Source organism: uncultured Veillonella sp. (assembly GCF_963543145.1).
Classification (GTDB): Bacteria; Bacillota; Negativicutes; order Veillonellales; family Veillonellaceae; genus Veillonella.
The window spans coordinates 311,604-333,119 of record NZ_CAUTZP010000001.1; the positions used below are offsets into that span (position 1 = coordinate 311,604).

Below are 21,516 nucleotides of genomic sequence, written 5' to 3' on the forward strand. Positions count from 1 at the left end.
AGGAGGATATCATGCAAGAAACATTAGTTTTAATTAAGCCAGATGCTGTTAAGCGTCAATTAAGCGGTGAAATTCTTAGTCGCTATGAACGTAAAGGTCTTGTTATTAAAGCATTAAAATTATTACAGGCACCTCGTGAACTCGCTGAAGAGCACTATGCTGAGCACAAAGAAAAACCATTCTTTGGTAAATTAGTTGACTTTATTACATCTGGTCCAGTTCTCGCTTTTGTTTTAGCTGGTGAGAATGCAATTGTATCCGTACGTGCTTTAAACGGGGCAACAAATCCTGTAGATGCTGCCCCTGGTAGTATTCGTGGTGACTATGCCTTAACAATGGACGCTAATGTAGTACATGCTTCTGATTCTCCAGAATCAGCTGCTCGTGAAATTAGTCTTTGGTTCCCAGAATACAAATAATCTCTAGATTGAGATCATGTAGCTTTTATTCCTACATCCATGTATATCTATAGGAGGCAATAATATGGCAAGTAGTGTTTACACAAAAACAGGTGATGCTGGTACAACTGGTTTATACACAGGTGAACGTGTACCGAAGTCATCTTTACGCGTAGAAGCTTATGGTACAATCGATGAATTACAAGCTTTCTTAGGCTTGGCTCGCTCCTATGCTGAAAACCCTCGTGTTGCAGCGGAATTATATGATATTGAGCGCAACTTATGGACATTAATGGCCGATATTGCTAGTCTAAATGCGGCTCCAGTAATTACTGAGCAACATGTAAAACATTTGGAAAAAGTCATCGATCGCTTTGATGAAAAGCTAGAACCATTATCTAGTTTTGTCATTCCCGGTGAAAAACAATCTTCTGCTTATTTACACGTAGCTAGAACGATCACTAGACGTGCTGAACGTGATTTGTGGCGTGTATTAGATGCTGGAGAAAGTGTTCACGAATCTAATTTAAAATATTTAAATCGTCTATCCGACCTATGCTTCATCATGTGTCGTGTAGAAGAGGAAATTGGAGCTGAATAAATAAAAAAAGCTATGTATTTTACATAGCTTTTTGCTCGTTATAGACCTTATTGTGAAATTGTTTGATTTAACACATCTTGAGGGCTTGGATAGTAGAAGAAAATATGAGGAATTTCGTAGCGAAATTTCTCTCTCAATAAATCGGCAAGTGTTGCTTCAAAGTTTATAATTTTATCAGCATCAAAATCAAAATCTTCTACTAGTACTAATAGTTGAGCTTCTACTTGTGGTGCATTGTCAGGTAATGCTTCTGGCGGTAGTGGAACATTCACTACTACGCGTACAGTACCAATATATTTTCCTTGTCCATCATCGATGGCAACACGATATGTATTATCCCATAAGGTAGCCATCATTTTTAGTTTCATATTCATAATTTCCATAGTATCGCTCCTTTGTTATACTTATAATGATACTGAAATTATAAATTCTTGTATAGGTGCATTATGAAATCCAAAATTATATTATGTTCCGGTGGAGCACGTAGTGGAAAAAGTGAATTTGCTGAACGTTTAGCACTTGCTACTGAAGGACGTAAAGCGTATGTAGCAACAGGCCAAGCTTTTGATGAAGAAATGGTTGATCGCATAAAGAAACATCAAGAACGACGTGGTGACCTATGGAATAATTTTGAAGTACCATTACATTTAGCTAAAGAATGGCAGAGAATCAGCCAAACTGCTGATGTAATTCTTATAGATTGTTTAACTATGTTTACTACTAATCACATGATGGCCCATGGTTCTATACAAGGACAACAAGATGCCAATCAATTAGAGGCTACGGTTATTGCTGAATTAGAAACATTGCTAACCTCTATAAAATCATGTGAAGGTAAAACAGTTATATTTGTAACCAACGAAATTGGTTTAGGCATTGTGCCTGACAATAAACTTGCTAGATATTTTAGAGACATTGCTGGTCGAGTAAATCGTACTGTAGCAACGGCTGCAGATAAACTATATGTAACAATTAGCGGTGTTACCATTGAATTAAAATCACAGGAGGTTCATATAAATGGCTAAGAAAATCATGTTCCAAGGAACAAGTTCTAATGTAGGTAAAAGTATTCTTTGTACTGCATTATGCCGTATCTTTTACAGAAAAGGTTTTAAAACGGTTCCTTTCAAAGCGCAAAATATGGCCCTCAATTCATACGTTACAAAATGGGGCGATGAAATTGGTCGTGCCCAAGTGGCACAAGCAGAAGCGGCTGGCATTGATCCAATTGTACAAATGAATCCTGTTTTATTAAAACCAACAGGGAATCAATCCTCTCAAGTTGTTTTAATGGGCAAACCAGTAGGCGTCTATAGTGCTAAAGAATACCACACTAAATACTCTTTAACGGCTCTTGATAAAGTAAAAGAATCTATCGATTTCTTAGATTCAAATTTCGATGTTATGGTTATCGAAGGTGCAGGTAGCCCTGCAGAGGTTAACCTTAAAGCTAATGATATTGTTAATATGCGCATTGCAAAAATGACGCAAGCTCCAGTTTATTTAATTGCCGACATCGATCGTGGTGGAGCTATTGCTTCTATCGTAGGTACATTAGAACTACTAGAGCCAGAAGAACGTGATCTTATTAAAGGTATTGTTATCAATAAATTCCGTGGGGATATTAAATTACTAGAACCAGCCCTTACTTTCATTGAAGAAAAAACAGGTAAAAAAGTGGTAGGCGTTATTCCTGCTATTGAAAACCTTGATATTGATGAAGAAGATTCTGTGGCATTAGAAAATAAACGGAATAGTGGTACTAAAGAAATACAAGTTGTAGTAATGCAAACACCTAAAATCTCAAATTTCACAGACTTTGATGCCCTTAATTACGAGCCAGATGTATCTGTTCGATTTGTAGGCCCTGGCGACGTGATTGGGAAACCAGATTTAATTATTCTACCAGGTTCTAAAAATACATTGGCAGATTTAACGTATTTACGCGATTCAGGTTTCGCTGAGGAAATTAAAAAATTGGCTGCTAAAGGAACTCCAGTTATTGGTGTTTGTGGAGGCAACCAAATGTTGGGGAAAACCATTTATGATCCGCATCATATGGAAGGTGATATTGAAGAGATAGAAGGTCTTGGCCTTGTGGAATCCTCAACGACCATGAAGGATCAAAAAATGACGCATCAAGTACAATTTAATGTGTCTAATTTTAAATTCTTAAATGGTACTTTCACAGGTGAAAATTTAGTAGGCTATGAAATCCATATGGGCGATACTACACCATTAGTAGATACAGTTACGCGTTGTTTTACCATTACAAGCCGTAGCGAGGAGACTGTTAACGTTGTCGATGGTTTTATCGATGGTAATCATCAAGTAATGGGCACATATATTCATGGTGTATTTGATAATGATGAGTTTAGACGCTTTATTATCAATCAATTGCGTGAACGTAAGGGGTTAAAACCATTAGATGTAGTATTCCATTACTTTGACCATAAAAATGCAGCATATGATCGTTTAGCTGATATTGTGGAGAAACATTTAGATATGGATTATATTATGTTTACCTTGGGTTAGTAGGGGCGATATATGGAACATTTAGATATTTTGCACTGGTTTACAAAGTATAGATTTGTATGTATACCAGTTTTAGCATTCTTACTAGATTTAATTATTGGTGATCCAAATAGTAAATACCATCCAGTTGCCATAATTGGACGCATTATATCCTTTTTTGAAGCCGTTCTTTATAAGGATACTGACAATGATACAAAAAAATTATGGTACGGTGGTATAGCTGTTGGATTAATACTTGTATCAGTATACATCATAGTTTCTCTCATATTATGGCTTGGTGCCGTTATTAATGAGTGGGTGGCATATGCTTTAGAGGTTATCATACTTTATATTTCAATTTCTCCAAGATCATTGGCTAGAGCAGGTTTTACTATTAGTCAACTCATCAAACAAGGTAATATTGTAGAAGCTCGTCAAAAACTATCTTGGATTGTAGGCCGTGATACAGAAGATTTAGATGAAAGTGAAATTACTCGCGCTACAGTAGAAACAATTGCTGAAAATACTGTGGATGGTATTGTTGCACCTTTATTCTTCTTTATATTGGGTGGGCCTATGGGGGCTATTTTATATCGAACTGCCAATACTATGGACTCTATGTTAGGCTATAAAAATCAAAAGTACTTATATTTTGGCCGTGTGGCAGCTCGTCTTGACGATGCATTAAACTGGATTCCTGCACGCATTACCTTTATATTATTTGTTATTTCTGCCTTCTTTTTACGCTTTGATGCAAAAAAAGCAGTACAAATTGGCTTGCGTGATGCAAAAAAACATCCGAGTCCAAATGGGGGGTATGCTGAAGCACCTGTTGCAGGAGCATTACATATCCGTTTAGGTGGGTACAATCAGTATTTCAAAAAAATGACCTTCCGTGAATATATGGGAGATCCTATTGAAAAACTAAATCGTAATCATATTACGCGAACAATTTATATGATGTATTTTACGACTATACTAATGGTTATCATTAGTACAGTTATTATCTATAGGATGAATGTATAATGACACCTTTTTTTATAGCCTTACAATTTTTAACACGGTTAAAACTTGTAAACCAAACAGAGTGGACCGTAGAAGACTTTGGTAAATCCGTGGTAGCCTTTCCTTATGTAGGCCTTATTATTGGTCTCATCTTAGCATTACTCTATGGCGTATTATCTCCATTTATTCCTTTAATGCCGTTGATGTTGATCATCGTTGTGGCCGAGTTTTTATTGACCGGTGGTCTTCATGCAGATGGGTTGATGGATACTAGTGATGGTTTGTTTTCCGGTCGTGAAAGAGAACGAAAACTAGCAATTATGAAAGATAGCCGCATAGGCTCTTTCGGGGTTGTAGCTTTCGTATTTGTTACTCTTTTAAAATGGCAATTATTAGCTGCCATTCCTACTGCTGATTTTATTCCTATGGCACTGATTATGATGCCTTTGATGAGTCGTTGGTCTATGGTATTTAGCATTCGTTCCTATCCTTACGCTAGAGAGCAAGGAATGGGGGCAGCATTTGCTAATTTAGCACCTAAACATGTTATAACCTACAATACCATTTCCACATTCTTTATGCCTATTGTATTACTATTAATTGGCTTTTTATTGTACACCTTGTTATACGGTGCTTTTGCAATTTTTGCCGTTCCTGATGTAGCGTATGTAGTAGGTTTAGGCGTATTAGTCTATGCGACAATAGGAATTTTCCAAATCAATATTATTAGTATGATAATTACCTATATTATCAACCGTTTGTTGAATCGTTATATTGTAAAAGAATTAGGTGGCACTACTGGTGATACATATGGATTTGTTGTAGAGGTAACTGAAGTATTATTAATCTTAGTATACGTCATTATTCTATCCATATTATCCGCTACAGTTGTATCAAATCCAACTATGTTCTAATGATTTGATAATTTTGTCTAGTTATTAACCGGTATGAGTTATTTAATATTTCATTTAGTTTAATGTGAAAGGAGTTTAATGTGACCTATTATGTAAGAGCCCCAGGAACATGTGGGGAATTTCTACAAGGTTCTATTGATGGGCAATCATTCTTAGTCACATGTCCAATCAATCGATACTCCTACGCATTAAGTAATGTAGTGCATCCTTTTTCACAAAGTTATTGTGCGCTACAACCTAAGTCAGCTCAAGCTAGAAAATTAGTCGAACAATTAGTAAATACAAAAAAAAATACTAGTATATGTCCTCCTGTTTATGTTCGTTCTGATATTATACAGGGTAAGGGCATGGCATCTAGTTCAGCTGATATTTCTGTAACGGCTATGGCTACCGCTCTAGCAATGGATTACGAATTATCATTTAAAGAGCTAGAGCAAATCTGTTTGTCTGTAGAGCCTACAGACGCCTCTTTTTATCAAGGTGTTACTCAGTTTGATTATATTAAAGGAACCATATCTCAACCGTTAGGTATGTGCCCTCCTTTAAAAATACTCGTATTTGATGAAGGTGGCAGTATCGATACTGTAAGCTTTAATAAACAAGCAGATTTACAAAATAAGATATTAGAGAAAGAATCGATTATACGAGAGTCTCTAGAACTATTTAAACATGGCCTTATAACTCATGATATTAAGCTCATTGGTCAAGCGGCCACATTAAGTGCCTTTGGTAATCAAAGGATCTTGTATAAACCGAATTTATATGACTTTCACGATATAGGAAATTATTATAACAGTGTTGGTACAATCATCGCTCATAGCGGTACCATTATGGGATTATTATTTCCTGTTGATTATGGCCGCATTGATGATTGTAAAAATGAGATTATACGTAAGTTGCCACAATTATCCTACGTTGATACAGTAGAAACCACGAATGAAGGCTTAACATATATTAAGCGGTAACGTATTTCATAGAAAGAGAATAGAATGTCTAATATACATGGGGGCAATATATTCCAATTTGCCCATGAACAAAGAATTGAACCGTATGAGGTTATTGATTTTAGCGCTAATATTAATCCTCTCGGTCCAAGTCAACGAGGCTTATCTGCATTAGAGGCTCAATTACGATATATTTCCCATTATCCAGATGCTACCAATGATGATGTGTTGAATGCCATTGCAGATATCTATGGCATGAATAAAAACCAAATTGTAGTTGGTAATGGGGCGGCAGAGCTATTATATGCAATATGTCGTTTACCTGGTTATACAGGTGCTTTCGTACCAGCGCCAGGCTTCTCTGAATATAAAGAAGCATTAGAGGCTAGTCGAATTCCTGTGCGCGATATTTATTATCGACCACGAGAGGATGATAATGGAAAACCATATTTTGAGGTTCCTTATTTAGCACTCGAAACTTTTGCTGCTGAACTAAAAGGGCAAGATGGCCGTATCATCGTATTTTTAGGGAATCCAAATAATCCGGATGGCACATTACTTGATAAAAATCATATTCGTACTGTTGCAAGTATGCTCAAAGAGGCTAATAGTTTACTTGTCATTGACGAGTCCTTTATCGACTTTGTAGGAAATCATACATTACAAGATAATGAATACTCTATGCGTTCTTTAGTAAATGATTTTGATAATATCATTATTGTTCATTCCTTTACAAAGTTTTATGCTGTTCCTGGTCTACGAATTGGAGCTGCTTTCAGCAATTCTCAAATCGTTGACAAATTAACTAAATTTATTCCTACATGGTCTGTTAATACATTGGCCCAAGCATATACAGAATCTGCTTTAAACGATGTAGAGTATGTAAAGCGTACAAAACAAGTATTGCGCGAAGAACAACACTACATGTACAATGCATTAGATGCTATAGCAGGCATCACTGTTTATCCGCCTTCAGCTAACTTTATTTTGTTCCATATTGAACAAGATGGGGTGACAGCAGATTCAATTAATGAAGCTCTAAAAAAACATAAAATGATTGTTCGCAATTGTGATTCCTATATAGGCTTAAATAGTCAATGGGTTCGCATCGCTATTAAAGACCATGATAATAATGTTAGATTAGTTGATGCATTAGCAGATATTTTGAAAGTATAGGTAGATTATGAAGACATTATATATTGTGCGCCACGGTGAAACAGATTGGAATAAAATGGGGAAATACCAAGGTATTACCGATGTTCCACTCAATGAAAATGGTTTAAACCAAGCAAAAGCATGTGGTGAAGCCCTTAAAGATGTACAGTTTGATCGTATATTATCTAGCGATTTAAGCCGTGCTTTAGTTACTGCTGAAGTTATTCGTGGTGATCGTACAACACCGATTACTGTAGATGAACGTTTAAGAGAGTTAAATTTTGGTGATTGGGAGGCTATGCTGTTCTGCGATATTGAAGCACGTTGGCCTGGTTTAATCGATGAAATGTATTTGTGCCCTCATCTAGTTAAGGTGCCTAATGGTGAAAGCTTTAAAGATTTGCAAGATCGTGCATGGGCAGGTTTAGAGGAATTTATTAATGCTAATGATGTGGATGAAACTCTACTTATTACTTGTCATGGTGGTACAATACGAACATTAATCTGCAAATTATTAGATATCTCTATTAGTCACTGTTGGAACTTTAGTCAAGGCAACACAGCTATCAATCGTATTTTCTACAATGGAATGGGAGAATTTGATCATAATGTTTTGAATTTGCTTAACGATACTGCCCATGTAGATGTATTACAAGGACATGAATAATGCGACTCGATAAATTATTAGCTAATAAAGCATATGGTAGTCGGAAAGAAGTTCATCAACTCATAAAGGATAGAAGAGTTACTATTAATGGTGAGATTACCACTAAAAAGGATACTCATATTGATATCGACATAGATATAGTAGCTGTAGATGGTCAAACTGTTAATACCACACAACTATATTATGTTAAGTTTCACAAGCCTAAGGGATATGTTACGGCTGTAGAAGATTCTACTCATCCTGTCGTTATGGATCTATTACCGCCTGAGTATTTAAAAATGGGCGTAGTTCCCGTTGGGCGATTAGATAAAGATACAGAAGGCCTTCTACTACTTACGAATGATGGTGTATGGGGACACTCAATCATCAACGGAAATAAGCATGTACCTAAAGTTTATTACGTAGAATTTGAGGGGGAACTCTCTGAGGAGGGAATCCAGCGCATTAAAGAGGGCATAGTATTAGGTGATGGAACTCAATGTAAACCGGCTTCAATTGGATTATTATCAGATCAATCAGCTACTATTACTATTGAAGAAGGCAAATATCATCAAGTAAAACGTATGATAGGTGCTGCTGGTGGTACCGTAACGTATTTAAAGCGTCTTACCATAGGTCATATAGATTTATGTGGTATTGAAGAGGTCGGTTCTGTAATGGACTTGTCTATTGAGGACGTAGAGGGCTTTAAAAAATAGCATAAAATTCTATTCAATATAGGTATTTTATGGTAAGATTAATTGTACTTTATAGACTAGGAGCACGATTATGAATGGATTAAATCTGCTACAACAGTATATTAAAGAGCAAGAATTAACAGGTGCTATTTTGATGAGCCCTATAAACTTACATTATTTTGCTGGTTTTACCGGTACTACAGGCTTTGCTATTATTACAGAAGATAGAGCCTTTATGATTACCGATTTCAGATATACTGAACAAGCTACAAAACAATGTGAAGGGTATACGGTTATTCAATATGAAACAACTGTTATGGATACTCTTGTAGATATATTCAACGAACATCATATTCACGAAGGTTTATTCGCTATAGAGGGCAAACAAATGCCTGTAGATACTTATGAATCTTTATGTGATACATTAGATGAAAACTTTAACTTTACATCTGTTAATTTTGCCAAACTTCGAGCGGTGAAGCGAGAGGATGAATTAGAGTTATTACGTATTGCTGCAAAAATTGGTGATGACGCTTTTGCCGCATTGCTACCACAACTTAAAGTGGGAATGACAGAAAACGAAGTCCGCATCATTTTAGAAACAGAAATGTTAAAACGCGGTTCTGAGGAGCCTTCCTTTGCCACTATCATTGCTTCAGGTAGTCGTTCTAGCATGCCTCATGGTGTAGCTAGTGATAAGGTTATTGAAGCAGGTGATTTTGTAACCATCGATTTTGGTTCTGTTTACAAAGGTTATCATTCTGATATGACAAGAACCATCGTAATGGGACCTGCGTCTGACTTACAAAAGAAATTGTATAGTATAGTTTTAGAAGCACAAAAACGCGGCGTTGCAGCTGTTCGAGCTGGTATTACTGGTAAAGAACTAGATGCAATTTGTCGTGATTATATTAAAGAGCATGGATATACCAAGGAATTTAATCACGGTACTGGTCATGGCTTAGGCCTTGAAATTCACGAAGAACCAGTAGCCAATACTAAATCCGATACGGTATTTACAGAAAATATGATCATTACGGTAGAGCCCGGTATTTATATTAGCGGTACTATCGGATTGAGAATAGAGGATAGTGTCATCGTCAAATCTGACGGCTATGAGGTGTTGACACATAGTCCAAAAGAGTTAATTGAAATAAGTATTTAGAAGGAGAAGAGTTAGATGATTTCCAGTAATGATTTTCGCCCAGGTGTAACCGTTGAAATCGACGGTAATGTATGGCAAGTAGTAGATTTCCAACACGTTAAACCAGGTAAAGGTGCTGCATTTGTACGTACTAAAATGAAAAACTTGCAAACTGGTTCTGTAGTAGAGCGTACATTCAATGCAGGTGAAAAAGTGCCTAAAGCACATGTTGATCGTCGTCGCATGCAATACTTATATGAGTCTGATGGCGCCTATACATTCATGGATAACGAAACTTATGATCAAGTTGAACTTAGCCTTGAACAATTAGGCGAAGCTAAAAACTTCCTTCTTGAAAATATGGAAGTATCCATTATGTTCTTCCAAGGTATCGTAATCGGTCTTGACTTACCTGTAGCTGTAGAGCTTCGCGTAGTTGAAACAGATCCTGGTATCCGTGGCGATACTGCAACTGGTGGTAACAAACCAGCTGTATTAGAAACAGGCTACACTGTAAAAGTACCTCTCTTCATTGAAGTTGACGATGTACTTCGTATTGATACTCGTACAGGTCAATACATTGAACGTGCCTAATACTCATTGATATGTATTGGGACTAGATCTTTTCATGGAATCGTATTCCCATATATCGTAACATTTGCACTGTAAGCACTTGTCGTCTATGTAATTATATATAGGGACAAGTGCTTTTTTTGAAAGAGGCCAGTATGACGAAGAAAAATACTGAACTAGAGTCGGGTAAAATTAAGATTAATGAAGATGTATACGCTACAATTGCTACAATGGCAGCACTTGAGACAAAGGGTATACATCATATGAGCTCCACCTTTAATGATGGAGTTAATACATTTTTTAGACGTAAGTCTGATCATGAAGGTGTAAAGATTTCCTTTAACGATGAAGGGGCTATTTCTGTTACACTATATGTATGTATTCAATATGGATACCGTATTCCAGACGTAGTCTTAAGACTACAGGAACGAATTAAGACAGCCTTAGTATCTTACACAGAAATTGAGGTTCAAACCATTGATGTAGTTGTACAAGATATCATTATTGATGATTTAGTTAATCCACAACTACCATAGGAGGTATCTATATGAGTGAAGACAATCAATTAAATTATGGCTTAGATACGGATACTATTGATATTGCCGATTCTGTCATCATAGATGTAGCAACTAAAACTTTGAGTACAATTCCTGGTATCCATTCTTTAAGCCCACGCTTTTACGATGAGTTAGTAGAAGGTATTTCTCATGCTTTTGGGCAACGCAGTTTGCCAGGTATTAATGTAAAACATCGTAAAGGCTTTATTGAAATCAACATTTATATTAAAGCATTGTACGGATATAATCTCATTGAATTATCTAAACAATTACAATTAGAAATCAAACAAACCTTAAAAAATATGCTTGACCTAGATGATATAAAGGTTGATGTGCATATTGAAGGTATTGTAAAAGAAAAGGAGCCAGTTTTACATGGTAACTAAGCGAAATCGACGGGAAGCACGTCAATACGCATTTCAAATGTTATATGCTAATGAATTTCATAGTAATCAAAATGATGTTCAGTTTCCTGAAGGTCATATTCAAAAAGCTATGGATAGAGCATATGCTAATAGCATTATACAAGGTGTATTAGCAACAGCAGAGAAAATAGATGCAGATTTACAACCATTCTGTAAATCTCGTAAAGTAGCAAATCTAGATAAAGTTGATCGCGCTATTCTACGTATTGCCGTATGGGAAATGACTAACGAGGTAGAACCATTAGAACCATCTATTGCTATTAATGAAGCCATTCAATTAGCAAAAGAATTTGGCTCTGATTCTTCTTATAAATTAATTAATGCAATATTAGATGCATATAACAAGAGTAGATAATGAAACGATATTACTTAGGCATTGATACAAGCTGCTACACTACGAGTTGTGCCATTATAGATAGTGACTTTCATATAGTAGGAGAGGCACGTAAACTATTAGAGGTTAAACCTGGTGAGCGAGGACTACAACAATCAAATATGGTCTTTCAACATACAAAGGCATTGCCTAAGCTAATATCAGAGTTACCTCAAGTACCAATTAGCGGTATCGGTGTTAGTGGCTTTCCACGTCGAGAGGAAAATTCTTACATGCCCGCCTTTATGGTTGGTTTAGGCCAAGGACAAACCTTGAGTCATATGTTAAATGTGCCTTTACATATTTTTGCGCACCAAGAAAATCATATTTTGGCAGCACTGAGAGATTTAGAACATATTCCGACTGAGCCATTTTTAGCCTTACATCTGTCAGGTGGAACTACAGAATTAGTCTATTGCCATTATCAAGGTGATGGGATTTTTGAATCTCACATCATTGGCGGTTCTAAAGATTTACAAGGTGGTCAATATGTTGATCGCATCGGTGTTGCTATGGGCTTACCATTTCCTGCCGGTAGACATCTAGAGGCGTTAGCATTACAAACTACAGAGTATGAGCCATTACCATCATCTATGAAAGATGGATGGATTAGTTTTGCCGGTCCTTGTAGTGCAGCTATGCGACGTATAAATGAAACTATGAGTGATATGGATAAATCGAATTTAGCTAGAGCAGTATTTACCTCTATGGGCAATGCTTTAGAAAAAATGATTACCTATCATATAAAAGAAAAACCAGTTCATACACTTATCGCTGTAGGTGGTGTGATGAGCAATAGTTTACTTCGTAAGCGAATGGAAAGCTATTGTAAACGGAATCGTATGACATTGCATGTGGCACAGCCACAATATTCTGTTGATAATGCCACAGGCAATGCTTTTGGCGCTGCTTTTTTACAAGAATCTAGAGGATCATCGTGAATGTATTAACCATTACACAATTGAACAATCTCATAAAGCGCACCCTAGATAGGGAGTATCTGTTAAAAAATGTTTATGTAAGCGGTACTATCATCAATGCTAAACGTCATAGTAGTGGGCACATGTATTTTTCTTTGAAAGATGAGGAATCTGCTATTGATGTTACCATGTGGTCTAGTACGGTAATGCAAAAAGGCCTAGCTAATGCCATTCAAAATGGATTATTAGTTACTGTAAAAGCATCTGTTAATTTTTACAATAAAATGGGCCGTTTAAATCTCATTGCATCCGATATGCAAATAGGATCTAAAAGCCCATTACAGCTCGAATTTGATGCATTAAAACGTGAGTTAACTGCTTTAGGATACTTTGATGATAGTCATAAACAAAGTTTACCGTACATGGCAAGTTGTATAGGTATTGTTACATCTCAATCTGGTGCTGTATTACATGATATTTTGCATGTTAGCGAGCGACGTAATCCATTAGCTCAATTTAAATTGTTCTCTGTTCCTGTACAAGGTAATACTGCGGGACCAATTATTGCCAAAGGTATTGCTGCTGCTGATGCAGATCCAGATGTAGATGTTATTATCGTTGGTCGTGGTGGCGGTTCTATGGAAGACTTGTGGTGCTTCAATGACAGAGCTGTAGTAGAAGCTATTTATAAGGCTAACACACCAATTATTTCTGCTGTAGGACATGAAACTGATTACACCTTATGTGACTATGTGGCAGATGCACGCGGTGCTACGCCGAGTCATGCTGCAGAGATGGCGGTTTTGCCACTTACTACATTGCAAGATCAGTTAACAGAAAAAGAAGAATATTTACACGAATATATACGTTATACACTACAACAAAAACGAACAGATTTAACATTACTATTTAATCGAAGACTCGGTATACCGGCACTTCAGTTTTTACATAAGCAAAAATCATATTTACAAGAACTTTCACAGACCTTAACAAATGTTACGAAAGAGAGATGTAATACTGAAAAGCATAGTTTAGCATTATTAGCCCAACAATTAGAGTCTTTAAATCCATTACAAATGATGGTTAAAGGGTTCGCCAAGGTAGAGCATAATAATAAACCTATAACTTCGGTGTCCCAATTACAACCGAATGATGATATACGAGTTACATTAGCAGATGGTTATGTTACTGCCACGGTAAAGGAGGCGCACAAAGATGGCCGCATCACTAAAAAGTTATGAAAAAAAATATAAAGCCTTAGAAGAGATTGTTAAGCAGTTAGACGATGGTGAGATGACCATCTCTGAGCTCTTAAATCAATATAAGAAAGGGTTAACCTTAGTTAAGGAATGTGCAGAAATGCTCGATTCCGTTGAAGCTGAGGTACAACAAATTATCGAAGAAGTCCGCATCAGCGAATAAGGAGATCCTATGTTCAAAGAATATTTAGTGTCTAGTAAACAAAATATTGAACAATGGTTAGGTGAGGTATTAACTAGTCCAAATCCAGAATTTAAGCCTCTTTATGAATCCATGAATTACAGTTTAATGCAAGGTGGAAAACGAATCCGACCAATCTTATCTAAAGCAGTATTAGAAATGCTTCATAAGGATCCTGCTGATTATAAAGAGTTTCTATGTGCAATGGAGTGTATCCATACGTATTCCTTAGTTCATGATGATTTACCAGCCATGGATAATGATGATTATCGTAGAGGTAATTTAACAAATCATAAAGTTTATGGTGAAGGTTTAGCTATTTTAGCGGGCGATGGATTATTGACGTACGCCTTTCAATTAATGACAGCTAATAAGAAGGCCTCTGCTCAAGAAAAACTCGATGCCATTCAATGTGTGGCAACTGCAGCTGGCCCAGAAGGTATGGTTGGCGGTCAAGCTTTTGATATGCTTAGTGAAGATAAACAAATTCCATTAGAAGAGTTACAAGTTTTACATCGCGGCAAAACAGGCGCTTTATTTAATGCTTCTGTAGAATTAGGCCTTATTTTAGGCAATGCAGATGCTGCTACGAGAACAGCGTTAATGGAATATGCTAATTGTTTAGGATTGTTATTCCAAATTACTGATGATATTCTAGATGTAACAGGTACTATTGAAGAATTAGGGAAAACTCCTGGCAGTGATATGCGCCAACACAAATCCACTTATGTATCCTTACTTGGACTAGAGGGAGCAAAAGAGCAAGCCGCTACAGCAGGTAAACAAGCTCATGACGCATTAAACTCCGTTTCACATGACACATCTATATTAGCTGCATTAATTGATTATCTTTTAAAACGTACGAATTAATAAGTATTACTTACAGAAGGTACAAAGAATGATTGATATATTACCACAAATAGCACATAACTACATAGCGCAAGCCGCTTTTGGGGGTTGGTTTACTGCTCAAGCTATCAAATTCGTATGGCAGCTGGTAAGACATGGTAAATTTCGCCCAGAACGCCTTGTAGGCTCCGGTGGATTCCCTAGTTCCCATACCTCATTTGTCATTGCTACTACTACGGCTATTTACCTTAAAAATGGGGTATCGGATCTCTTTATTTTATCCTTAGTATTTTCTATAGTCGTTATGTACGATGCAGCAGGTGTTCGATTAGAGGCTGGAAGACAAGCTCAAATACTTAATCAAATTATGGAATATTTTACGAAGAAAAATATTCCTGTTCATATAACTCGTAATGAGGCGCTTAAAGAGTTATTAGGACATACGCGTGTGGAGGTATTTGGTGGTTTAATTCTCGGTATTCTCATAGCCTATATTCATTTTTTTTATTTTTATAATGGTGTACTATGAGTAGTAAAGAACGGTTAGATATACTCCTTGTCAATCGAGGACTTTTTGAAAGTAGAGAAAAAGCAAAAGCCGCTATTATGGCGGGACTTATCTTTATGGATACGACGCGCATTGATAAAGCGGGTATAAAAATTCCTGTGGATGCTAATATTGTTGTAAAAGGCAATACCTTGCCTTATGTAAGTCGTGGTGGGCTTAAATTGGAAAAAGCTATCCAAACATATCCTATTGATTTACAAGATGCTGTCATGGTTGATATAGGTGCTAGTACAGGTGGTTTTACTGATTGTGCATTACAAAATGGTGCAGCTAAAGTGTTTGCCATTGATGTTGGATACAACCAATTGGCTTGGAAATTACGTCAAGATCCTCGTGTTATCAATATGGAAAAACAAAATATCCGTACTGTCACACCAGAGCAATTAGGTGAACTTGTAGATTTTATTTCTATTGATGTGGCCTTTATTTCTTTAGACAAAGTTCTACCAGTTGCTACTACCTTATTAAAAGATAGGGGATCGCTTGTGGCCTTAATAAAACCTCAATTTGAAGCGGGCAAAGAAAATGTTGGTAAGGGTGGTATAGTACGAGATAGTGCGATCCACAAAGAGGTTCTACACCGAATACTACAAGTTGCTTATGACTGTGGACTGTATATCCATGGTTTAACCTTCTCACCAATCAAAGGAATGGAAGGAAATATTGAGTTCTTAGGTTATTTTAAAAAGTACGAAGAAGGAGCTTTAACTATTAACGATGAATTAATTGATGCAGTCGTTACTGAAGCTCATTCGCTATAGGAGATTACTATGCGTATCGGATTCTTCCCAAATATGGGGAAAAGCAATATTATGGCGGTCTTAAAAATGGCTGCACATATTTGTAAAGAAGAAGGTATTGAAGTATTTTTGCCAGATGATCTCGAATCAGATGCACCTGCAAGAGTACTTAAAATTCCGAAAACTCATATTATAAGCCGACCAGAAATCTTTAAACAAATAGATATTGCTTTTAGTTTTGGTGGAGATGGGACCATCATTCATTTAGCTCGACAGATCTATCCATATAATGTACCAGTATGTGGTATTAACCTTGGTGAACTAGGCTTCTTAAATCAAATTGAAATTCACCAAATTCAAAGTCATATTAAGCGTATTGCTAAAGGTGATTATAATATTGAAAAACGCGGTCATTTATATGCATATATAGATTGTAATGATGGGAAAGAGGAAGAACTTGTTCCTATTATTAACGAGATTGTTATTACCCGTGCAGAACCAGCAAAAATGGCACGAATTAATATGTCTATTAATAATCAGCATACACAAATGTATCCATCTGATGGATTAATTATTTCTTCTGCTACAGGTTCTACGGGATATAATTTATCTGCTGGTGGACCTATTATGAAACCAGATAATAGATCCATTATCGTTACACCTGTAGCTCCACATTTAATTCAAGGTGTATCTCTAGTATTAGAAGAACATGATACTATCCAAATTACAATGCCTGAAAGAGAACCACAATTACATATTTGTATTGATGGTACCTTCGATTATACGTTTACTAACAAAGAAACATTACATATTAGCTCTAATCCAGTATATTGTTTATTTGTACGTTTTAAAGATCAATGTTTCTTTGGTACATTATTTAAAAAGTTAGCGTCTCGTCGAGACGAATTGTTATAACAAAATCTCAAGTGGGGTGGCTTCGTGATTAACATTAACAATGCTGTTCAATTTCAACATTTAATTTGGGATCGGGCAATGAAAAAAGCCAAAGTTGTGGTGGATGCCACATGTGGTAATGGACATGATCTTTTATATCTTGCTAAACGAGCTCAAAAAGGATGTCACTTATATGGTATTGATATTCAAATGAAAGCAATTAAGTCTAGTAAAGATTTATTACAATCTAATGATATTGCGCCAGAAGTGAGCTTAACATTCATTCATGACTCTCATGATTTAGCAGTAGCACATCAATTAAAAGATAAAGTAATTGATTTAATGATTTTTAATTTAGGATATCTTCCTGGTAGTAATCATGAAATCATTACAAAACCGCATCATACTATAGATGCCATTAAAGAAGGACTAAATAAATTATCTAAGTCGGGAATTATCACAATTGTTGCTTATCCTGGAACACCAGAAGGGATGGATGAAATGAAGTCTCTTATATCATATTTATCAGATTTAGAACAGAAATTGTATAATGTATGTCATTGGCAGCCGTTAAATCAAGTTAATAACCCACCAGAGTTGTTTATATTACAAAAAAGATAAAAAACTATATATCTTTATTCATTATGAATAAAACTCATAATCAATATGTAAAAGCCCCTTTATAGGGGCTTTTATTTATACATGTATATTTTTCTACTTTTAAATTATTAATTCTCTATAAATAGATGAAGCTTATAGGCTAAGTGTTTGTACGTTATCAGTATATAGAAAATTAACAATATTTTAAATATTAGTATAATATGCATAACGAGTATGATATATGCGATTTATACCATATATTAATTATGAATATATGGTATAATATTATCAGAAAGATATTATTCTCTTTTATGTGCAAGTTTTAAAAAAGGGAGTTCAAAATGAAACGCTATCGCTATAACAAAATTAAAGAAATCGTGCAGTCCAAGGCGATTGAAACACAAGAGGAACTAGCAGCGGCCTTATTAGAAGAAGGTATTGAAGTAACACAAGCTACAGTCTCTCGTGACATTAAGGAATTAATGTTAATCAAAATTCCTACAGGCGATGGACATTATCGTTATGCCTTATCTCCAGAGGAAAACGTAGTTTTATCTCGCAGTCGCATTAACAGATTATTCCAAGATTCTTTAATTAAGGTTGATCACAGCTTAAACCAAGTTGTATTACATACAATTCCTGGCTCTGCTCAATCTGTAGCATTTTCTATCGACCATGCAAAATGGACTGAAATTATCGGTACCTTAGCAGGGGATGATACTATTTTGTTAATTGCAAAATCGGAAGCTGAAGTTCCAGCGATTTTAGCGAAAATCCAAGATTTAATGAAGGACTAATCATATGTTAACGCAAATGAGCATTCGCAACTTTGCGTTGATTGAGCAAATGAATATTTCATTTAATGATGGCATAACTATCTTTACCGGCGAAACTGGGGCAGGGAAATCCATTCTTATGGATGCCTTTAGTATCCTATTAGGAGAACGCGCGAGCAGCGAGTTTATTCGTCACGGTAAAGATAGTTTTGTTATAGACGGAATATTTGATATTGCTAATCACCAAAGTATTCAAAAATTATTAGAGTCTAAAAATATAATGGTTGAAGACGGCCAATTAATTCTATCACGCTCTTTTAACCGTAATGGTAAATCATCGATCTTAGCTAATGATCATCCGATACCACTAAAAGCATTAAAAGAAATTGGTCAACATTTAGCAGATATTCATGGCCAATATAGTAACCAACGATTACTTGATGCTGATACACATCATGAATATTTAGATACTTTTAATCAGGAAGGTAAAACTGCTTATAAGGCTTATATTGAGGCTTATAAAGTCTACAAGCAAGCTAAGCAAGAAGTAGATAATTTACAAGAGAACATGTCAGAGCGTGCTAGAGAGCTCGATATGTTACGATATCAAATCGACGAAATTGAAGATGCTGGTTTAAGTATTGGTGAAGACATTTCTATCGGTGAAGAACTTAAGCGTCTAGATAGTTTTGAACACATTGATAAGGTACTCAGTTCTTGCTATGATGCATTTTATAATGGTCGTCAACCATTATTAGATACGATTAACTCAATAAAGGTTGAGGTTAGTGACCTTGTAAAATACGATGCAGAATTAAAAGAAGTATCTGAAATGGTTGACTCTGCTTATTTCCAACTAGAAGAAGCGGCACAGTCCTTAGATCGTTACAGAGATACGATTAGCTATGATGAAGAACGATATAAATATTGCCAAGATCGAGATACTACCATCTATGGTTTAAAGAAAAAATATGGCAAAACGGTAGAAGAAATTCTGGCATACGAAGAAAAGGCTCAAGCTCGTTTAGAAGAATTAGAAGGACTTGTATTTGCTCAAGATGAATTAGAAGCTCGTCTTGAAGAAGCAAAAAAGGTAGCAGAGGAAGCATTAACAGTTTTGCACAAGGTTAGAATTAAAAATGCTAAAGTGATTGTCACCGCTTTACATCAGGAATTAGTTGATTTAGGAATGCCTAAGGGTGATATTCAATTTAATATTGAAGAAGGGGATGAACTATCTTCATTAGGTGCTAAATCCATTGAAATGCTATTTTCTGCTAATAAAGGGGAGCAATTGCTGCCATTACATAAAGTTGCATCTGGCGGTGAATTGGCTCGTATCGCCTTAGCATTTAAATCAGTATTCCGTAGTGATACTTTCAAAACTATGGTATTTGACGAAATTGATGTTGGCATCAGTGGTGATATTGCACTTAAAGTAGCTGAAAAAATCTTGAATTTATCTAAAACAAATCAAGTATTTTGTATTACCCATTTGCCACAGACAGCTAGTATTGCAAAACAACACTATCATTTATCTAAAATTGAACAAGATGATCGCACAATATCTACATTAGCAGTACTAAATGATGAAGAACGAGTTACTCAGATTGCATCAATGATGTCTGGTCGTGGAATGTCTGCTACAGCTCTAGCTGCGGCTAAAGAACTTATTGACCATTTTAATTGACTAAAATCGCATAATTCCTTATACTAATAGTATTAAGTAAATATGTTGATAGAGGTGCGAGTATTAAGAGTAATCATGAGGAGCCGGCATGCATTGATCCATGATAAAAGGGATGCTTGCCGAAGTTCGATGATTGCAACTCATCGTTCTGGTTGTCTATTTAATAGATAGACAACTGTCATCAATCTTGTATTGGTGGAGTGCTATCATTGAGCTTTTAGTAAGAGTATATATAGCTATATAATCTATAAAGCCAGTGGATGCATCCACTGGCTTTTTTGGAGGTATATATGATTCGAGTAATGGTAAATGGCGCTGGCGGCAAAATGGGTCGTGAAGTAGTCAAAGCAGTACATAATGATCCTGAATTAACATTAGTAGGTGGCATTGATCCGACTAAGGCAGGTGAAGATGTAGGCTCCGTAGCAGGAATCGAACAATTAAATATCAAGATGAATGCCTCCGTCGATGAGGTAATTGATACAAATAAACCTGATGTTATTGTAGATTTTACAAATCCAGCTGTTATCTATGAAAACGCTAAAAAAATGTTATCTGCTGGGATTCATGTTGTTATTGGTACTACTGGTTTAACTGCAGAGCAACGAGCTGAGCTCGATGCAATTGGCCGCGCTAATAATGCAAATTGTCTAGTAGCGCCAAACTTCTCACTTGGTGCTGTTATGATGATGAAAGTATCAGCGGAATTAGCTCCATATTTCCCTAATGTGGAAATTATAGAATTACATCATAATCACAAGTATGATGCTCCTTCTGGCACTGCAATTCTAACAGCAAAATTAATTAATGATGCTAAAAAAGCAGCGAAGGTGACTGCCGATGAGGATTTAACACGTGAAAGCTTACCAGGTGCTCGTGGTGCCAAGGTTGATGATGTTACTATTCATAGTGTGCGTCTACCAGGTTATGTAGCTCATCAAGAAGTACTATTTGGTGGCTATGACGAAACACTTACTATTCGTCACGATAGTTTAAGTCGTTTATCTTTCATGCCTGGTGTTGTATTAGCATGTAAAAAAATTAGTTCTAAAACAGGTTTAACATACGGTTTAGAACATTATTTATAATATT

The 21,516-nt window shown here is 36.0% G+C and carries 27 protein-coding genes and 1 riboswitch; of the genes, 26 read left to right on the top strand and 1 reads right to left on the bottom strand.

What is annotated here, in order from left to right:
• Window positions 1-11: 11 nt before the first annotated feature.
• Entirely contained in the window at window positions 12-419 is a 408-nt protein-coding gene (ndk, locus tag RWZ05_RS01480; RefSeq protein WP_314641386.1) for a nucleoside-diphosphate kinase, read from the top strand.
• Window positions 420-483: 64 nt separating this feature from the next.
• The gene (locus tag RWZ05_RS01485) at window positions 484-999 is read left to right on the top strand and encodes a cob(I)yrinic acid a,c-diamide adenosyltransferase (RefSeq protein WP_314641388.1); all 516 of its coding nucleotides are present in this window, start codon (window positions 484-486) and stop codon (window positions 997-999) included.
• 47 nt (window positions 1,000-1,046) lie between these two features.
• Here RWZ05_RS01485 and RWZ05_RS01490 read toward each other — a convergent pair whose 3' ends face one another.
• On the bottom strand, window positions 1,047-1,382 hold the full coding sequence (locus RWZ05_RS01490) for a hypothetical protein (RefSeq protein ID WP_314641390.1): 336 nt from the start codon (window positions 1,380-1,382) through the stop codon (window positions 1,047-1,049).
• 63 nt (window positions 1,383-1,445) lie between these two features.
• Here RWZ05_RS01490 and cobU point away from each other — a divergent pair, with 63 nt between their 5' ends.
• From cobU to dapB, 24 genes are all read left to right on the top strand, one after another.
• On the top strand, window positions 1,446-2,024 hold the full coding sequence (gene cobU, locus RWZ05_RS01495) for a bifunctional adenosylcobinamide kinase/adenosylcobinamide-phosphate guanylyltransferase (protein ID WP_314641392.1): 579 nt from the start codon (window positions 1,446-1,448) through the stop codon (window positions 2,022-2,024).
• On the top strand, window positions 2,017-3,534 hold the full coding sequence (locus RWZ05_RS01500; RefSeq protein ID WP_314641394.1) for a cobyric acid synthase: 1,518 nt from the start codon (window positions 2,017-2,019) through the stop codon (window positions 3,532-3,534). The genes cobU and RWZ05_RS01500 overlap by 8 nt, the downstream gene beginning before the upstream one ends.
• A gap of 12 nt (window positions 3,535-3,546) precedes the next feature.
• Window positions 3,547-4,539 carry an adenosylcobinamide-phosphate synthase CbiB gene (gene cbiB, locus RWZ05_RS01505; RefSeq protein ID WP_314641396.1) on the top strand — a complete coding sequence of 331 codons (993 nt, stop codon included), beginning with the start codon at window positions 3,547-3,549 and terminating at the stop codon, window positions 4,537-4,539.
• On the top strand, window positions 4,539-5,432 hold the full coding sequence (cobS, locus tag RWZ05_RS01510) for an adenosylcobinamide-GDP ribazoletransferase (protein WP_314641398.1): 894 nt from the start codon (window positions 4,539-4,541) through the stop codon (window positions 5,430-5,432). Before cbiB ends, cobS begins: the two co-directional genes overlap by 1 nt.
• 80 nt (window positions 5,433-5,512) lie before the next feature.
• Window positions 5,513-6,397, top strand: coding sequence for a GHMP kinase (locus RWZ05_RS01515; RefSeq protein ID WP_314641400.1), 885 nt, complete (start codon window positions 5,513-5,515; stop codon window positions 6,395-6,397).
• Between the two features lie 24 nt (window positions 6,398-6,421).
• Window positions 6,422-7,552, top strand: coding sequence for a threonine-phosphate decarboxylase (locus RWZ05_RS01520; protein WP_314641401.1), 1,131 nt, complete (start codon window positions 6,422-6,424; stop codon window positions 7,550-7,552).
• 7 nt (window positions 7,553-7,559) lie between these two features.
• Window positions 7,560-8,198, top strand: coding sequence for a histidine phosphatase family protein (locus RWZ05_RS01525; RefSeq protein WP_314641402.1), 639 nt, complete (start codon window positions 7,560-7,562; stop codon window positions 8,196-8,198).
• A complete protein-coding gene (locus RWZ05_RS01530) occupies window positions 8,198-8,896 on the top strand; it encodes a pseudouridine synthase (protein ID WP_314641404.1) in 699 nt (232 codons plus the stop codon). Before RWZ05_RS01525 ends, RWZ05_RS01530 begins: the two co-directional genes overlap by 1 nt.
• 70 nt (window positions 8,897-8,966) lie before the next feature.
• Complete coding sequence (locus RWZ05_RS01535) at window positions 8,967-10,040, top strand: Xaa-Pro peptidase family protein (RefSeq protein WP_314641406.1); 1,074 nt, start codon at window positions 8,967-8,969, stop codon at window positions 10,038-10,040.
• 15 nt (window positions 10,041-10,055) lie between these two features.
• Window positions 10,056-10,613 carry an elongation factor P gene (gene efp / locus RWZ05_RS01540; protein ID WP_296004860.1) on the top strand — a complete coding sequence of 186 codons (558 nt, stop codon included), beginning with the start codon at window positions 10,056-10,058 and terminating at the stop codon, window positions 10,611-10,613.
• A gap of 134 nt (window positions 10,614-10,747) precedes the next feature.
• Window positions 10,748-11,128: an Asp23/Gls24 family envelope stress response protein gene (locus RWZ05_RS01545; protein ID WP_314641407.1), complete on the top strand. Its 381-nt coding sequence runs from the start codon at window positions 10,748-10,750 to the stop codon at window positions 11,126-11,128.
• A gap of 11 nt (window positions 11,129-11,139) precedes the next feature.
• A complete protein-coding gene (locus RWZ05_RS01550; RefSeq protein WP_314641409.1) occupies window positions 11,140-11,535 on the top strand; it encodes an Asp23/Gls24 family envelope stress response protein in 396 nt (131 codons plus the stop codon).
• Window positions 11,525-11,929 carry a transcription antitermination factor NusB gene (nusB, locus tag RWZ05_RS01555; protein ID WP_314641411.1) on the top strand — a complete coding sequence of 135 codons (405 nt, stop codon included), beginning with the start codon at window positions 11,525-11,527 and terminating at the stop codon, window positions 11,927-11,929. The genes RWZ05_RS01550 and nusB overlap by 11 nt, the downstream gene beginning before the upstream one ends.
• Window positions 11,929-12,888, top strand: a complete 960-nt coding sequence (locus RWZ05_RS01560) for a metallohydrolase (RefSeq protein WP_314641415.1) — start codon at window positions 11,929-11,931, stop codon at window positions 12,886-12,888. The genes nusB and RWZ05_RS01560 overlap by 1 nt, the downstream gene beginning before the upstream one ends.
• A complete protein-coding gene (gene xseA, locus RWZ05_RS01565; protein WP_314641417.1) occupies window positions 12,885-14,108 on the top strand; it encodes an exodeoxyribonuclease VII large subunit in 1,224 nt (407 codons plus the stop codon). Before RWZ05_RS01560 ends, xseA begins: the two co-directional genes overlap by 4 nt.
• Entirely contained in the window at window positions 14,083-14,289 is a 207-nt protein-coding gene (xseB, locus tag RWZ05_RS01570; protein WP_314641421.1) for an exodeoxyribonuclease VII small subunit, read from the top strand. Before xseA ends, xseB begins: the two co-directional genes overlap by 26 nt.
• A gap of 9 nt (window positions 14,290-14,298) precedes the next feature.
• A complete protein-coding gene (locus RWZ05_RS01575; protein WP_314641423.1) occupies window positions 14,299-15,177 on the top strand; it encodes a farnesyl diphosphate synthase in 879 nt (292 codons plus the stop codon).
• Window positions 15,178-15,205: 28 nt separating this feature from the next.
• Window positions 15,206-15,685, top strand: coding sequence for a divergent PAP2 family protein (locus tag RWZ05_RS01580; RefSeq protein WP_314641424.1), 480 nt, complete (start codon window positions 15,206-15,208; stop codon window positions 15,683-15,685).
• Window positions 15,682-16,485, top strand: a complete 804-nt coding sequence (locus tag RWZ05_RS01585; RefSeq protein WP_314641425.1) for a TlyA family RNA methyltransferase — start codon at window positions 15,682-15,684, stop codon at window positions 16,483-16,485. The genes RWZ05_RS01580 and RWZ05_RS01585 overlap by 4 nt, the downstream gene beginning before the upstream one ends.
• 9 nt (window positions 16,486-16,494) lie before the next feature.
• Window positions 16,495-17,379, top strand: coding sequence for an NAD(+)/NADH kinase (locus RWZ05_RS01590; RefSeq protein ID WP_314641427.1), 885 nt, complete (start codon window positions 16,495-16,497; stop codon window positions 17,377-17,379).
• Window positions 17,380-17,403: 24 nt separating this feature from the next.
• Window positions 17,404-17,979: a class I SAM-dependent methyltransferase gene (locus RWZ05_RS01595; protein ID WP_314641429.1), complete on the top strand. Its 576-nt coding sequence runs from the start codon at window positions 17,404-17,406 to the stop codon at window positions 17,977-17,979.
• A 320-nt stretch (window positions 17,980-18,299) separates the two neighbouring features.
• Window positions 18,300-18,755: an arginine repressor gene (argR, locus tag RWZ05_RS01600; protein WP_004695825.1), complete on the top strand. Its 456-nt coding sequence runs from the start codon at window positions 18,300-18,302 to the stop codon at window positions 18,753-18,755.
• 4 nt (window positions 18,756-18,759) lie between these two features.
• Window positions 18,760-20,424: a DNA repair protein RecN gene (gene recN, locus RWZ05_RS01605; RefSeq protein ID WP_314641431.1), complete on the top strand. Its 1,665-nt coding sequence runs from the start codon at window positions 18,760-18,762 to the stop codon at window positions 20,422-20,424.
• 41 nt (window positions 20,425-20,465) lie between these two features.
• Window positions 20,466-20,638: riboswitch (Lysine riboswitch) on the top strand.
• Between the two features lie 76 nt (window positions 20,639-20,714).
• Entirely contained in the window at window positions 20,715-21,512 is a 798-nt protein-coding gene (dapB, locus tag RWZ05_RS01610; protein ID WP_314641434.1) for a 4-hydroxy-tetrahydrodipicolinate reductase, read from the top strand.
• Window positions 21,513-21,516: the final 4 nt, after the last annotated feature.

What these genes read in the sequence shown, in the direction of transcription:
- ndk (WP_314641386.1), top strand. Translation starts at nt 12, where the DNA reads ATGCAAGAAACATTAGTTTTAATTAAGCCAGATGCTGTTAAGCGTCAA.
- RWZ05_RS01485 (WP_314641388.1), top strand. Translation starts at nt 484, where the DNA reads ATGGCAAGTAGTGTTTACACAAAAACAGGTGATGCTGGTACAACTGGT.
- RWZ05_RS01490 (WP_314641390.1), bottom strand. Translation starts at nt 1,382, where the DNA reads ATGGAAATTATGAATATGAAACTAAAAATGATGGCTACCTTATGGGAT.
- cobU (WP_314641392.1), top strand. Translation starts at nt 1,446, where the DNA reads ATGAAATCCAAAATTATATTATGTTCCGGTGGAGCACGTAGTGGAAAA.
- RWZ05_RS01500 (WP_314641394.1), top strand. Translation starts at nt 2,017, where the DNA reads ATGGCTAAGAAAATCATGTTCCAAGGAACAAGTTCTAATGTAGGTAAA.
- cbiB (WP_314641396.1), top strand. Translation starts at nt 3,547, where the DNA reads ATGGAACATTTAGATATTTTGCACTGGTTTACAAAGTATAGATTTGTA.
- cobS (WP_314641398.1), top strand. Translation starts at nt 4,539, where the DNA reads ATGACACCTTTTTTTATAGCCTTACAATTTTTAACACGGTTAAAACTT.
- RWZ05_RS01520 (WP_314641401.1), top strand. Translation starts at nt 6,422, where the DNA reads ATGTCTAATATACATGGGGGCAATATATTCCAATTTGCCCATGAACAA.
- RWZ05_RS01525 (WP_314641402.1), top strand. Translation starts at nt 7,560, where the DNA reads ATGAAGACATTATATATTGTGCGCCACGGTGAAACAGATTGGAATAAA.
- RWZ05_RS01530 (WP_314641404.1), top strand. Translation starts at nt 8,198, where the DNA reads ATGCGACTCGATAAATTATTAGCTAATAAAGCATATGGTAGTCGGAAA.
- RWZ05_RS01535 (WP_314641406.1), top strand. Translation starts at nt 8,967, where the DNA reads ATGAATGGATTAAATCTGCTACAACAGTATATTAAAGAGCAAGAATTA.
- efp (WP_296004860.1), top strand. Translation starts at nt 10,056, where the DNA reads ATGATTTCCAGTAATGATTTTCGCCCAGGTGTAACCGTTGAAATCGAC.
- RWZ05_RS01545 (WP_314641407.1), top strand. Translation starts at nt 10,748, where the DNA reads ATGACGAAGAAAAATACTGAACTAGAGTCGGGTAAAATTAAGATTAAT.
- RWZ05_RS01550 (WP_314641409.1), top strand. Translation starts at nt 11,140, where the DNA reads ATGAGTGAAGACAATCAATTAAATTATGGCTTAGATACGGATACTATT.
- nusB (WP_314641411.1), top strand. Translation starts at nt 11,525, where the DNA reads ATGGTAACTAAGCGAAATCGACGGGAAGCACGTCAATACGCATTTCAA.
- RWZ05_RS01560 (WP_314641415.1), top strand. Translation starts at nt 11,929, where the DNA reads ATGAAACGATATTACTTAGGCATTGATACAAGCTGCTACACTACGAGT.
- xseB (WP_314641421.1), top strand. Translation starts at nt 14,083, where the DNA reads ATGGCCGCATCACTAAAAAGTTATGAAAAAAAATATAAAGCCTTAGAA.
- RWZ05_RS01575 (WP_314641423.1), top strand. Translation starts at nt 14,299, where the DNA reads ATGTTCAAAGAATATTTAGTGTCTAGTAAACAAAATATTGAACAATGG.
- RWZ05_RS01580 (WP_314641424.1), top strand. Translation starts at nt 15,206, where the DNA reads ATGATTGATATATTACCACAAATAGCACATAACTACATAGCGCAAGCC.
- RWZ05_RS01585 (WP_314641425.1), top strand. Translation starts at nt 15,682, where the DNA reads ATGAGTAGTAAAGAACGGTTAGATATACTCCTTGTCAATCGAGGACTT.
- RWZ05_RS01590 (WP_314641427.1), top strand. Translation starts at nt 16,495, where the DNA reads ATGCGTATCGGATTCTTCCCAAATATGGGGAAAAGCAATATTATGGCG.
- argR (WP_004695825.1), top strand. Translation starts at nt 18,300, where the DNA reads ATGAAACGCTATCGCTATAACAAAATTAAAGAAATCGTGCAGTCCAAG.
- recN (WP_314641431.1), top strand. Translation starts at nt 18,760, where the DNA reads ATGTTAACGCAAATGAGCATTCGCAACTTTGCGTTGATTGAGCAAATG.
- dapB (WP_314641434.1), top strand. Translation starts at nt 20,715, where the DNA reads ATGATTCGAGTAATGGTAAATGGCGCTGGCGGCAAAATGGGTCGTGAA.